This window comes from Kitasatospora sp. NPDC034023, assembly GCF_055575795.1.
Window position 1 is genome coordinate 1 of record NZ_JBVIRY010000045.1, and the last position, 13540, is coordinate 13540.

Sequence of the window (13540 nt, forward strand, 5' to 3'; positions counted from 1 at the left end):
GTCGCGTCTCTTGCTTCCACTCCGGCAAACCACCCATCAGGCACCAGAGCCGACGAATCGGTCCATCCCGCCAGCTGAGAACGCATCAGCCCTGCTTTCCGAGCGGCCTGGCGGGGGCAGGCCTCGTAGCGCATGAACTGATTTGTGAGCACTGATTCGTCCTTTTCTCGCCAGGGGCGAAAGCGCTTCCGACGTGGGGTGGGAAGCACTCCCGTCTCGACCTAGTTATCCGAGTAAGGAGAAATAGAGGAGTACGGCGAGCGTGGTCCAGACATTTGACACGCCCCCGCCAACAAGACTCCTGCATCCCCCGACGCCGTCTGGCATATGCAGTACGGCCCGTCCAAGATTCAATAACCGACAATGCCGCCCCCGCCACTTCTTTTAATGTGATGTCCATCACATGGCTTGATATACAACCTTTGGGTTCGTCCCCCGTCTAACAGGTGGGATCTGTATGCGCGCATTAGATGCGTCGTCTAACAACTCCCGGCATGCATTCCATAGGTGTCCTATGCGACAAGTCGGACCCTTCGGCGACGCGCCTGCGGCTCGTACAGAGCCAGCAGCAGGGCCTCCGCCCGGTCCGGAGAACTCACCCCTCTCGCCTTCATCGACCGCTTGGACTCGATCACCGTCCGCCCGGTCGCGCTCGTGCCGAGCTTGGGCGCGGACAGCTGGGCCTGAGTTCGCCGGTCCACGCGCAGGCGTAGCGCCGATGCGGCGGGCGAGACCAGCGCCCGGGTCGCCAGCCACATCTCATCGCGCTGGGTCGCAGGGCGCAGCGTCGCCGCCTCGTCGTCCCGGCCCGGTGCCTCACTGACGACGACCGAGACGATCTCCGCCTCGTGCAGCCCTTCCCGCCGCCATGCCTCCAGGAGACCGGCCACACCCCAGCCGACCCCAACACCATCGACCTTGACCCGAACCGGGAGCTGGGTGCCGATCGCTTGCGCGAGGACCTGAGCCGCCAGGATCTCGCGCAGCACGACGCCGGCGACCGCGACGGGGTCAGCGTTGTCCTGGCCAGCCGTGGCGTGGCGCAGCTCTACGAGGTCGCCGACCGAGCGGGCGATCACCATCTCGTCGCCGCCGCCGGCTGCGACGTCGACGCCAAGACGCACCCACGCGCCAGCCTTCACTCGGTGGGCGGACCGCTCGGTTTCCAGCCCTAGGCTGTCCAGAGCGCGGAAGTTGTCGCCTTCGGGTTCGGCCGCATCGGCGGCGGCCTCTACCCAGGACGACGGGATGGCGCGGGCCTGGCCGCCGCGCGGGAAGCGGGCGTGCACCTTCGCCGCGACGAACGGTGCGTCAGGTCCGTGGTCCCGGATGGTGTCCTGCACCCACTCGGGGTCGACGAGGTGGGATGCGAGCAGATGCGCGGGGGCCTGCGAAGGGCAGGACCGGCACCGGCGGGTTCGCTCGCCGGACAGCAACGGGGTGTCGTAGACGCTGATCGGCAGAACGTGGACGGCTGGGTCCGCGCAGGTTTGCTCGAACCAACTGCCCTCGTCGTCCGTCGGCGGGTTGCCGATCAGCAGTGCCCGGGTGTGCTCGCCCGTGAGGACACCGCGCATCGCGGCACCGATGATCCGGCCGATGCCGCCGGCCTCGTCCACGATGAACATCAGCCGCGGGGCGTGGATGCCCTGGACAGCGGACTCGTCGTGGTCGGGCGCGGAGAACCCGTAGGCCACCACCACGTCCGAGCCGTGGGAGTCGGGCATCTTCCACTGGGTGACGCCCACTTCGCCGGGCAGGCCGGCTCGGGCGACGATCTGACGGATGTGCGGCCACATCTGGCGCTGGACCTGCCGGGCACGGGTGGCGGTGGTGACCGTCAGGGCCGTACCTGGGGGGTGGACGACCGAGCTCCACACGGCGGCCCGGGCGGCGATGTGCGTCTTGCCGGAACCGAAGCAGCTCGGCACGGCCACCCGGCGGTTGTGGACCAAGGCCTCGAGGATTTCGCGTTGTCTGCTCCACTGGCTTTCTCCGAGGACGTCTTCGACGAAACCAACCGGGTCGTCGGCCCACAGGGCGTACGGGGTGCCCGCAGCCGCGTTGGCGGCAGCGAGGACCTGGCCCCAGTCCTTCGCCGTTAGGCCGTCGTAAAACCTGCGCCGCAGGGCGGGGGGTGCTGCGGCAAGGTCGGCGTACAGGCGGCGGCCTTCCCTGCCGGGGCGGGGTGCAGGCAGGGCTGGCAGGGGCTGCTTCACGTGCTCCCCCATGGGTCGGGAGTGATCGGCCAGCCAGGGTGCCCGGGCATCCGCCGTGTGTCGCGTCGAGTCTGCGAGCGGATGAATTTACCTGGGTAAGTTTTCTAGACCTGGGTCCAGTTATCTGCGAGGCTGGTACCGCCAGCCGGGGACCGCGAACCCCCGGCCCACTCACAAGGAGACCAACCATGGCCCTGACCAGCCGGATCACCGCCCGCCACACGGCCGTTGCCCTCGCAGTCGTCGCCGCCTTCGCCACCGGAACCACCCTCGCCTCCCACTCGACCATCAGCCCTGCCGCCCCCACCAGCCCGACGACCGTCTTCCTCAGCCCCGCCCCGGCCCAGCCCGTCGCCGGGCCGACCGGGCCCGCAGTCCCGGCCGCCCCTGCCACCTCGACCGCACCGCTGGCCCCGTCCCTCACCACGTGCCCCATCCCCGTCCCCGTCACCGACGACCCCAGCCCGGCCGCCGCGATCACCATGACCCAGCCCGCCGCAACCGTGACGGTCACCGAGCCCGCCCCGACCGTCACGGTGACCGTCACCGCCACCCAGGTCGTCACCGGCCCCACGGCCACCGCATCGGCCAGCGCCCAGCCCGTGCCGTTCCCGACCACCAGCCTGTCGCCGAGCCCGAGCGCCCCGCACAGCCCGACCCAGCCGGGCACCAGCCCGCAGGCGACCCGCTAGAGGTCAGCGCGCCCGGCCCCTCGGCGAGGGGCCGGGCAGCCGCTCATCGGCCGACGTGCTGCGGCGGCAAGGAAAGGACCCAACCGCGGGAGGTCTTGGTCGCCACAACGCCCAGCTGCGTGCGCGCCCGCTGGACCGTACGAGGGGCAAGTCCTATCGCCGCCGCCGCCGTAAGCACCTCCCTGGCCGGGGCTGGCCCCCCAGAGAGCAGGTTCTGCAGAAAGCTGTAGGCGCTGGCACTGGCAGGGCGGCGCCGGCACAGGTCGGCGCCCTCGATCGCCCGACACGTGCCACGCGGAAACCGGCTATTCCACACGATCGGCCGGTTCCGGCCAGCCTGGTGGAACTCCAGGCCGCCCATGACTTTCCACGACTCGCTGGCCACCGGCACCAGGGCCATCGACCCTGCAGGACCGTTGACCGCCATGTGCACCGCCGCCGTGCTGGCCAACACCGCCGCTGCCTGCGCCCGGCGCGACGCCAGCCAGCCCGCCCGTTTGGAGGCCTCCCGCACCGCCAGCACCGCCGTGCCCAGCCGGACCGCCAGCTCCGCCAACGCCCTCAGCGCCCGCTCTACCGGCGTGCGGTACGGGCACACCAGCATCACGTCCACAACGACAAGCTCCACCTCCCGCCCGGTGAGCTGCGCCTCCAACTCCGGAAGGTCCGCCGGCAGCCGCAACCCGCGCCGACCACCCCTCCCGCCCAGCACCTCGAGCACCTCCGCCAGCTCTTCGGATGCTCCCGACGCCGCAAGAAGCCGCCTCGCCGCAGCGGAGGTATGCGGCGCTGTCAGCACCGCCACCTTCCGTCCCCGGCAAAGCTGACCGTCTGGCAGTCCCCTGCCTGCCGATGCCCTGGCCGCCAGGTCAAGTGCCAGAGCCAGGGTGTTCACCCCTTCCTCGCCGTCGATCAACGTCAAGCCCGCGGACGGCACGTAGCCTGGCCAGATCCACCCGGGGCCCTGCCCGAACGCCGGCGGAGGCACCGCCACGAACTGCGCACCGATGCGGAGGGCCGACGCCACGTCCTGCGGGTCGCACCCCGCCCCCAAGCAGTCCAGCTCCACCCGGCCATCGCCCGCCGCGAGCACCAGCAGCGAGCCCTGCCGATCGTCGTGCGCCGGGCACCGTGCCAGCCACCCGCCCTCGGTCAGCCTCACGTTCCCCCAGCGGCGCAGAGCCTCCTGCACCACCGCGTAAGAGCCATCCGGCACTTGAATCACCCCTCCTTTGATCGCCGTCCACCAACGGCATCCACCTCTAGGTGCTACGTCTCCGCAGTCGGCGCGCTACGCGCCCTGGCCGTCGGCACTGACGGACCATCACCTGCCCTACCTGCAAGACGCACCAGAATGCGCAAGGTTGCGCTGTTTCGCACAACGGGCTCGGCAAACCTGCTGCTCATCGGCGCCACCTCAACGCCGTCGCGCCGTTGCGCGCCCGGCAGGTTGCCACGTGCGGCGCGTAAAGCCGTTCGTAGGACATCAGCGGGAGTTCCGAGGTCGGGCGACGTGAGCGAATCGTTCCCGTCCCGTCCCGGTAGACCGCGGTGTTGCCCTGCACGCTCGGCTCCGGGTCAACGGCGAGCCGCGCTCCGGACGCTGTAAGGCTCCAGTGCACGGGCCGCCCGCACCGGCGACACGTCGCCAGTCCTCGACGCGGCAGCTTTTACGACCCGACGGACGCCGGATCCGCTACAGCCAGAAGCGCAGCCACCTGGCGCCAGCCGTACATCGCCACCGCGTTCGCCTGCCCGTGCTCGGCGATCGCCGCCACCACGTCCACCGGATCTGCGGCCACGTGGCGGCCGCCGGGCAACGCGGCCATCAACGGGTGCTGCCCCGGCATCGCCAACGCCGCTCGGCTCTTCCCGCTGGATGGCGGTGTGTCCACCAGCGTCAGGGCCCGCCGCCCGGCGACCGCTGGCCCCTGGTCCTTCGCCACCTGCTCCTCGATGCCGGCCAGCCGCTCGGCAACTGAGACCGCCGCCGCGTCCGCAACGCCTCGGCGGCTGCCCGAACGGGACACGGCCGCCGGCGCCTGCGCCGGCCGGGCTTCTGGGTTCGCCCGCTGCTCCCTGACCCACTTGCGCCACAGCGCCTGCCAGTCCGCGCCTTGCGTGCCCCGGCCCCGGTGCCAGTCCGTGAAGGCCGCTGTCGTGGCCGCCAGGCCCGCCCGGCCGCCGAGGCGGTCGGTGTGCCCTTCGGCAGCGGCCCAAAGCAGGGCCGCTTCGTCCGGTTCGAAGCCTTCCGGCAGCGGGCGCCGGCGCGCCGGCCCCCAACTACCTGCCGGCCACACACCCACACCAGCCCCCTCCCTTCGGGAGGGGAGGGCAGGGGCCGGGCACGCGCGAGGACCGTGACCGTCCCCAGGGGACTCGACCGTCTGACCTGTATCTTCACCGCCACCGAACCGGCGACCGGTCGGCAGATCATCCAGCGGCGCGTCATCCTCCGCCGATGGGGAACCGCCTCCTCGCTGCTGGCGCTTCTTCTCCGCCGCGCGCCTTCGGCGCTCCTGGACCTGCCGCCGGCTGGGGTTCGCGTCCAGGTAGTCGTGCATCACGAAGTCGCCCTCCCGCACCTGCGGGCACTTCAGACAGGAGTGCCGAGCGGCGTGCCACAGGCCCGACGCCACGAGCTTGCGGATCTGCGTCGCGGTCCCGTTCTTGGCGGCCACCGCGCCGGGAATCACCCCGTCGGTCAGGTGAGCGCTCGCGTAGGCACCGCAGCGCACCCACAGCCCGAGGGCTGCGTTGCCTGCCGCCAGCGTCTTGCAGTGGTCGTCGGTGCTGTCGCCAACGGCGAACCAGGACATGGGGGTGATCTCCTACCAGGGGTTGGGTGCCGGGGCCGCAGTCCGGCAAGGCGCGGGGGAAGGCTGGGCCGCTCAGGCCGCCGCATCCGTCGTGGTCGCCACATCGATGCCGAGCAGGGCGCGCAACTTGGCCGTGGGCACCAGCAGGCGCCGGCCAACCGAGATCGTCGGGATCTCACCGCGCCGCGCCGCGTTGTAGCTCGCGGCCTTCTGGAGACCGAAGTACCGGCCAGCCTCCGGCACGGTCATCGTCGGCTGCACCCGCGGGTCCGGCAGGGCGGGAGTGGTGTCTGTCGTCGTCATGGCCGAACCCTGACTCAGGACCGGCCCTTTCGTCCCGCTGTCCACCTCCAGCCCCACCCGTCTCAGGATGTGCCACGGACGGCCGCTGCGGTACACGCCAGGCCACATACAGGCAGGTCACAGCGCATGCAAACCGCAGATGGCGTTCTTGGCGCCAAGCGACTGACGTGTGATCAGCCACCGTGCTGCGTGCCTTCACCTACCGAAATGCGCCTGGTGACAGTGCAGTTGCGGCGCCATCGGTCCACGCTTGTCCACAGCCGTCCCCCCTGCCCGCGCGCCGACCATCCGCGTCCAGGCGGACCAACTTGCAGATTTTCAGCCTGAAGGGCCCTGGAGGGCTTGCAGTACGGCAACCCGCTCTACCTGGCCAGGACCCAGGCCAGTTCGAGCACGTGTGTATGGCGCCATGCCGGGCAAGGTGCACGCGATGCACACGGTGCCTACGTTGGAGATAGCAGCCTCATCGCTCAACAAATCCTTGGTCTTGGGGTGCCTATGTCTTGGTGGAGAGAGAATCCCGGGCAGTGGGTCCGCGTGAAGGTCCCCAGGCCGGCCGTCGGCGGGTACGGCTGGCTGTGTGGATTCTTATTCGCGGCAGCCGCCGCCCTTTGGGGAATAGCGGCGTTCTGGCAGAATTCCCGAAGGGCGCAGGGCGACGTATGGGTTACGGCTCTGCAAGTTTCCAACCCTTTCCGATTCTTTATAGTTGGAATTTTCGCGATTGGGGCTTGCTACTGTTTTCGAAGATTCCGAATTAGTCGCAGAATGATAGTTCCCGGGCCGATCTCGGTACCGACCTTCAGTAGCGAAGGCAAAGACCCAAGGATCGAAGTTGAGAGATTGACGACAAACTTTCGCGAGGCTCTGGCGGAAGTCAGCCTGGAGGCGCCTTCCCCGATGCCTGGAGGGTCACAGCAGATCGATTTTGTGGAAGTTCTGCACAGCCCCGCGCTGGACTCCGGTAGTTCACCCGCCAGTCTGGCGGCAGCCTTTGGGAAACTCTTGAGCGCGACTCACGTCAGTTACTCCTATCAGGTCAACGGAGTGCTCTACCGTAGCCCGGAGAACGCGTGCAGCGTGACAGTGCAAGTCATCGTACTCCCCAAGTGGGCCAGCCAATCAATCACCTGCACCGCCTCGACATTTGAGGCCGCCATAAAGAGCGCGGCATACGAGGTCTGCGCTTTCATTCTTCCACTGACGCGGCTTGTAGAAAAACCGCCCTGGGCTGCCTGGTACGGCCTGGCCATCCCGCACGGACTGTTCAGGGATGTACAGGAGGCGCAGAAGTACAAGTTCTCCAGGCATTACGACGAGGCCCTCGGCAAGTACTTCGATGCAATTTCACAGGACCCTCACAACCCGTTCCTTCGGCTTGAGGTGGGGTTCATTCAGGAGCAGCTCGGTCTATGTCTTGATGCACTGATGACCTACCAGGACATCATCAAGCTGGGGCTGGATCGGGACCTCAGACGCCTGGCGTGGATAAAAGGAACTCCGGCGTATTTCCGCAAAATTGGGGTCCGGAAGAACTGGTGGCACGCAGCATTGCTCACGGCGCGATACCGTCAAGCGATACTGCTCGGCATGGGAGAGCAACTGATCGGTGATTGGTGCTCATGCAAAAAGGAACCGTCCGGAGAGAGTAAACGAGATGCCGAGCTCCAGCACCTACGCACCCGAATTCGGCAGATGTTCAAGGAGCATGAATCCGACTTTGCCGAGTACCTCAAGGATCATGGCGAGAAGGCTGGATCAGGAGGCAGGGCGGGTGTAAAGGAACTATTGGATCGCGATTTCGCGAATACGCCCAAGGGCAAGTACGACAAGTACCTGGTACAGGAGTTCCTTCAGTTTGTCGGGCAGAAAAAGGCGCAGGACCTGTGTCGGGCCTACCGTTTCCGGAGAGTTCCAGGGGGCACCGTGTCGCGGGTGGCTCTGAGACTCATGCTGGTATGGACGCCGGCGCGACGGTGCTGGACCCGGGCGGCTCGCAGGGATTTGGGGGTCTATAGGGAACTGTGCGAGCTGAAATATGCCAGAGTTTACGGTAGTTCACGCGTGGCGAAGTTGAGAAAGTCCACGTCGCAAGTGCTGACAAAGGTCGCCGGGCGAGAGTGGAAATGGCCGATGACCGTAGAGCACATCCATCGGGAGATACGGCTCGCCTGGTTCAGGGGCGTGCCGCTGCACCGGAGCCCATGGCACGACTTCTACTACTCTGCGTGTATTTTTGCTATTGGACTCCTGCCTTTCGACAAAGACAAGCCGGTCAGGGTGGAGAGCGAAAACGAGGACGAAAACGCGAAATCTCTGGCCGAGCGGGCCGTGGACTGCCTCGACAAGGCGTGTCGGCGTGCGGACAGCAGTTCCATCGCCTCGATGCGGTCGTGGATCGTGGCAGAGGATCCGGACCTCGCGGGCCTGCGAACATTCACTGCGTTCGTGGACTGGGAGGACGAGCACTACCCGCTCAAGAACCCGGCGTGTCTTCGCCCGGTCGACGTGCACGATCTGGAGCTGATCAGATACCAGCACGATTTGGTGGAAAAAGTGGCAGGCCTGATGGTTCAGATATGGGAACGTCGTGAGCGTGATCTTTCAAGCTCGCGCATCGACGCCGGCGAGATGCTGTCGCAATGGCGCGAACAGGAGAGCCGCACCTGGAAAATGGCTCGTGACTTCGTCGTCGACCGGCACCACTGGCAGACCAGGTTCGATTTCATCAGGACCATGCACGACTTAGCCCAGGACAACTCGTTCCTGTTTGATCATTCGTGTCCGAGCTACGGTGATGATCCAGTAATGAAGCTTCGGGAAGCGCGTCGCCGCCGCCAGGGTCCGGATAATTCTCACTGGGAATTCCAGCGAACAGTTCGCTCGGTGCACGAAAGCCGGAAGGACAGGATGGGCGCACTGGGTGAGCTTCTCGGAAGCGAGGGGAACCTCAAGGAGCCGATCCGGCTTCCGCTCCCCAAGACGTCGAGCCAGAAGGAGATGCGCCGCCTGTGTTCCGACCGTTCTCGGATGTGGGAGCGGCTGGCACAAGCCTTCTCCGAGGTGCCTGGAGAAGACTCCGTAGGGGCGGTCGGAGACGTCAACACCGTCTTCGAGGGGCCTGGCGGGAAGTAGCTGTGCCGGTAGACCGGGGTTGCCCCGACCGAAGATCGGCTTGGCGTCGCGTCTGCCCGGGACGATCGCCAGGCCTCCTGTACGGAGCCGGACCAGGGGTGCAACGTCCGCCGCTTCGGGCGTGGGTGCCGGGTCCTGCTCGGGGTTGGTGGTGCTGGCCATGCCGGTGATGCTCCCGTCTCGCCGAGGCAGACTAACCCGACATACCGGGCGTCTCAGTCGAGACTGTCGGGGAGGAGGACGATCCAGCCCTGAACCCCGGGATCCCCAGTGCTCATGAAGCCGCTATCCGCGCGGTCCTCGGCGCCGACCTCCAGAGCCCGCTGCATGAGGTGCTAGCCCGGAACATCAGCAATCGCACGGCCGCTCGCGGGTACCAACAGTTCCGCTCGCTGCTCGCTCCCCCGTCTCAGGCCTGAGGGGCCACGCGGCTTCGACAGGCCGCGCCGCCGATCCCAGCGACATCCCGACTAGGCACCGGGCGTCGCTAGGTGCGCGGCCCAGCCGGCAGCCACCCCGCATGACTTCGGACCTGGCGTCGCTATTCACCCGGACCGCCGACATCGCTGCGCGCCCCTAGCAAGACCGCCATCCGCGACCTGCACCATTTAGGCAGCCACGGCTACGCCAAATCGGGCGAGCCCACGCCCCGGTGACCTGCGCAGACTCCAGTGGCTCACGTGGCAGGGGCGAGCAGCCGCGGACGTGTAGCGACAGGGCAGACGCGGCGTGCCCCCTGAATCTCAGCGTGCTCTGAAGACCACTGCGTGCGTACGGTCTGCCTCAATCAGCACGCCAAAGCCTGTTCCGCCCGCCCAGGTGGCCAGGTGACTGTGGGCGTGCCCAGCCGAGCCCTAGCGGCTCCCACGCCCCCACAGAGGGAGACCATGCCTGCCCAGTCCCACACGTCCATCCGCACTCGACCTGCCGAACTGCTCCCCGATGCCGCTGGCCACCCCGAGCCTAAGGCCGAGCCTGCACCCGAGTTCGACCTCCTGCACAGCGGCTGGTACTCGACCGAGGAACTCGCGACCCTGCTAACCGTCGATCCCTCGACCCTGCGGCGCTGGCGCTCGGCTACTCCCCCGCAGGGGCCACCCTTCGTGCAGATCGCGCCGCGGCTCTACCTCTACAGCATCCCCGACACCCAGGTGTGGCTCGCCCAGAGGCGCACCGTCCCACCCAAGGCAGCCTAAATTGTCCGACCGCACCCAGCTCATCCCCATGGGTGTTCACCTCACCACCGACATCGAGCACCGCCCCGACAGGCAACCATCCCGCCAGTACCGCGCCCGCGTGCGCTGGACAGACCCAGGCGGTGACGGCCGCAAATCGCTCTCCTCCTCCGTCGCCACGGAGGAGGAGGCAGAAGCCTGGATCGCCCGCATGGAGCGCGCCGCAGGACGCGGCATCACACCCCATACCCTCACCATGACCCTCAGCGAATACGGCGACGAGAACTGGGACTTGGCCATGCGCGGCCTCGAAACCACCACCCTCGACCCCTACACCGCAGGCTGGAAGCTCCGAGTCGTCCCGACCCTCGGCCACATACCCGTCACCAACATCACCAACGGCATCACCGACCGTGCCCTGCACTCCTGGATCGCCGACGAGCTCAGCATCTCCTCCGTCAAGAACAGCCTCGCCCCACTCGTCCGCATCATGGAGCAAGCCGTCCGCGACGGCATCATCGACTTCAACCCCTCACGCATGAGCGGCTGGCAACGCCTCTACAAGAAAGCCGAGGACGAACTCGACGACCCCCGCTCCCTCGCCCTCAAGGACTGGGACGCCCTCGAAGAACTCGCCAACGCCGTCATCGAACGCTCCCACAACCACTACCGCGGCTGGGGCGACATCGTCCGCTTCGCTGCCTGCACCGCCGCCCGCATCGGCGAAGTTTCCGGCGTCCGCGTCAAAGACATCAACCGCTTCGACTGGACCTGGGACCTCTGCCGCCAAACCACCACCGGCCCCGGCGGCCTCATCGACAAAGGCACCAAAGGCAAGCGCCGCCGCACCGTACCCATCATCGAAGAGATCCGCGACCTCGTGAGCTGGCGCATGAGCGTCGTCGGCAACGACCCCATGGCCCGCCTCTTCACCGGCCCACGCGGCGGCCGCGTCACCACAGCCATCCTCCGCGACGCCACCCACTGGGACGAAGTCGTCGTCAGCCTCGGCTACGAATACCTGCGCCGCCACGACCTCCGGCACACCGGTCTCACCTGGCTAGCCGACGCCGGCGTTCCAATCCACGTCCTTCAGAAGATCGCCGGACACGGCCATATCACCACCACCCAGCGCTACCTCCACCCGGATAAGAGCGCCATTGAAAACGCTGGTCGAACCCTCAGCAAGCACCTGGCAGCAGACCGCCAAACCGCACCTGACTTCCGCGATGCCATGAGCACAAGCCCGAGCACAGCCGAGGCCCCAGTCCGTCATCTACGACTGGTCCAGTAGAACAGCCGATACCCACCCGCGTAACAGGTGGTTCGGCACGGCCGGAGCAATGGCGGTCACGCTGAGGTGGCCAGTGTGGCTGGCCATTTTGCGTGGCCGCCAGCAGCATGGGTGCCGACACGGCGACCGCCTGCGGCGAGGACTCGACACAGAGTTGTCGTGATCGTGGGCAGTTCCAGCGGCCGATTGCCAGCGGAACATGTGCCTGTCTGTCGTGCCGTATGACAGCCGGCCCCACCTGCGGTCGATGGTGACGACTCGCGGAGCTACAGGCCGGGCCCGGCGATGTACAGCGGAACACCGGTGCGGCGGGCTGCGCCGAGCTGCGAGATCAGCTCGAACTGCTCGGTCGGCACCAGCGGCTCCCACTCCTGCAGGCTACGGACCGCGTAGTCGGTGTGCTCCTGCGGATCCAGGACGATCGCCTCGATCTCCGTGTCCGTCATCGTGCCGCCGTCAAAGATGTAGCCGAACCGGGTGGGGAGCTTCTCCGTCGGCGGCCGGAACACGGAGGCAAGGATCTTCGGCTCCCCGGTGAGAACGCGACCGGTCTCCTCCCTGGTCTCGCGCACCGCGGCCTCCCACGGGGTCTCGCCGGGGTCAAGCATGCCGCCCGCCAGGAGCTGCCAGCCCTTGTCGCGGGACTTGAGCAGGATCGGTCGCCCAGCCGTGTCGGTGGTGTAGGTGCAGGCCCAGCCGAAGGCGTAAGGGTAGCCGTCGAACAGCCACCTGTGGCTCGGGGCGATGGTCACGTGCGGTCCCCGTTCGCGCTCCAGTCAGCCACGTGGTCGGACAGCATCGTCGCGGCGTCCGATGTCGTCGCCCGCAGCGCGACCATGCCGGCCACGATGACGTCGCACAGCTCGGCCTGGAGCTGCGCGAGGGTGTGGCTGTGGCCCTTGCGGGGGTTGGTCCCGAGAACTCCGAGAAGCGCTTGGGCCGCCTCGCCGACCTCTTCCTGAAGCTTCACCATCTGCATCGTCAGCAGCGGCTGCCCCAGGCTCTCGCAGTGCTCGTCGAGGCCATGGTGAATGCGGTCGACGGCCGCCCACACCCGCGGCTTGCCGACCCGCAGATGCCCCTCCAGCTGCCGCAGGTAGTCCTTCAGCGCCGGAGGAACCTTCATGGACTGGACCTCGGCCAGCGGTACGAGCCGCAGCTCCTGGCCCTCCCCGAGGACCAGTTCCGCGGGGTCCACCTCCCGGATCGCGTGAAAGAAGCGCGTGCTCACGGTGTCGTGTCCGTCGAAGGGAACCGGGTCGAAGGGCAGCAGACCGGGGACGTCCAGCCCCGTCTCCTCCCGCAGCTCCCGCCGGGCGGTCTCGTACGGGGTCTCGCCGGGCTCACGCTGGCCGCCGGGGACGACCCAGTGAGCGGGCCAGCAGATGTCCGGCGTATCGTCCCGAAGCTGGAGCAGGACTTCGTTCCGGCTGGTGGTGATGATCGCGTCGGCGCTCTTGAAGTCGTCCATCCGGACAGTCTGTCGTCTCCGCAGGGCAGTTGTCGGTGGCTCACTCGAATGAGCGACGGCCCGAACCCCGGCGCGGCGGTGATGATCAGACCGGGGAGCCCAGGCGCCTGCTCCCTCCCTCGACAGGCCTGCGAAACAGGCAGCCGTCCTGGTCGTGGAAGTGGCACCCAGCGCGACGTCGGGATGCCCGCGCTGTCGAGGCCGGATCGTGCGACGTTCTCCGGCATCGAATCCACAAGTACGCCGCCCGCCGGCCCCTGCGGCGGGAATCGCGCCTGGGGCGTCTGGGCCGGCCTCGATGACGCCCGGCAGCTCGTGACTGGCGCTGGTCCGCTCGCCTCGTGCGGGACCTCCGAAGGGCGGGCGGTCTCGCAATTCAAGCGTGAGAAGGGGTGGCCTATTCACGGCCAGGGCACCGGCCCTCGTGGGGTA

General features: G+C 67.5%; 10 protein-coding genes. 4 read left to right on the forward strand and 6 right to left on the reverse strand.

Features of this window, described 5'->3' with window-relative positions; all coding sequences use genetic code 11:
- Positions 1-512: 512 nt before the first annotated feature.
- Positions 513-2219, reverse strand: coding sequence for a DEAD/DEAH box helicase family protein (locus tag ACZ52R_RS37905; RefSeq protein WP_465755038.1), 1707 nt, complete (start codon positions 2217-2219; stop codon positions 513-515).
- Positions 2220-2407: 188 nt separating this feature from the next.
- Between ACZ52R_RS37905 and ACZ52R_RS37910 the strand changes: the two genes are divergently transcribed.
- Positions 2408-2911: a hypothetical protein gene (locus ACZ52R_RS37910; protein ID WP_465755039.1), complete on the forward strand. Its 504-nt coding sequence runs from the start codon at positions 2408-2410 to the stop codon at positions 2909-2911.
- Between the two features lie 43 nt (positions 2912-2954).
- Here the strand turns inward: ACZ52R_RS37910 and ACZ52R_RS37915 are convergent, their stop codons facing one another.
- The 3 genes from ACZ52R_RS37915 to ACZ52R_RS37925 all read right to left on the reverse strand — a co-directional run bounded on the left by ACZ52R_RS37915 (position 2955) and on the right by ACZ52R_RS37925 (position 6033).
- Positions 2955-4136 carry an AAA family ATPase gene (locus ACZ52R_RS37915; RefSeq protein WP_465755040.1) on the reverse strand — a complete coding sequence of 394 codons (1182 nt, stop codon included), beginning with the start codon at positions 4134-4136 and terminating at the stop codon, positions 2955-2957.
- Between the two features lie 445 nt (positions 4137-4581).
- Positions 4582-5730, reverse strand: coding sequence for a hypothetical protein (locus ACZ52R_RS37920; RefSeq protein ID WP_465755041.1), 1149 nt, complete (start codon positions 5728-5730; stop codon positions 4582-4584).
- Between the two features lie 72 nt (positions 5731-5802).
- Entirely contained in the window at positions 5803-6033 is a 231-nt protein-coding gene (locus tag ACZ52R_RS37925; protein WP_465755042.1) for a helix-turn-helix domain-containing protein, read from the reverse strand.
- An 843-nt stretch (positions 6034-6876) separates the two neighbouring features.
- Here ACZ52R_RS37925 and ACZ52R_RS37930 point away from each other — a divergent pair.
- The 3 genes from ACZ52R_RS37930 (at position 6877) to ACZ52R_RS37940 (ending at position 11637) form a co-directional block, all read left to right on the forward strand.
- The gene (locus tag ACZ52R_RS37930) at positions 6877-9168 is read left to right on the forward strand and encodes a hypothetical protein (protein WP_465755043.1); all 2292 of its coding nucleotides are present in this window, start codon (positions 6877-6879) and stop codon (positions 9166-9168) included.
- 887 nt (positions 9169-10055) lie between these two features.
- Positions 10056-10364, forward strand: a complete 309-nt coding sequence (locus ACZ52R_RS37935; RefSeq protein WP_465755044.1) for a helix-turn-helix transcriptional regulator — start codon at positions 10056-10058, stop codon at positions 10362-10364.
- A gap of 1 nt (position 10365) precedes the next feature.
- Positions 10366-11637 carry a tyrosine-type recombinase/integrase gene (locus tag ACZ52R_RS37940; RefSeq protein WP_465755045.1) on the forward strand — a complete coding sequence of 424 codons (1272 nt, stop codon included), beginning with the start codon at positions 10366-10368 and terminating at the stop codon, positions 11635-11637.
- A gap of 266 nt (positions 11638-11903) precedes the next feature.
- Here ACZ52R_RS37940 and ACZ52R_RS37945 read toward each other — a convergent pair whose 3' ends face one another.
- Both ACZ52R_RS37945 and ACZ52R_RS37950 read right to left on the reverse strand, forming a co-directional pair.
- Entirely contained in the window at positions 11904-12389 is a 486-nt protein-coding gene (locus tag ACZ52R_RS37945) for an NUDIX domain-containing protein (protein WP_465755046.1), read from the reverse strand.
- The gene (locus ACZ52R_RS37950) at positions 12386-13108 is read right to left on the reverse strand and encodes an NUDIX domain-containing protein (RefSeq protein WP_465755047.1); all 723 of its coding nucleotides are present in this window, start codon (positions 13106-13108) and stop codon (positions 12386-12388) included. The genes ACZ52R_RS37945 and ACZ52R_RS37950 overlap by 4 nt, the downstream gene beginning before the upstream one ends.
- Positions 13109-13540: the final 432 nt, after the last annotated feature.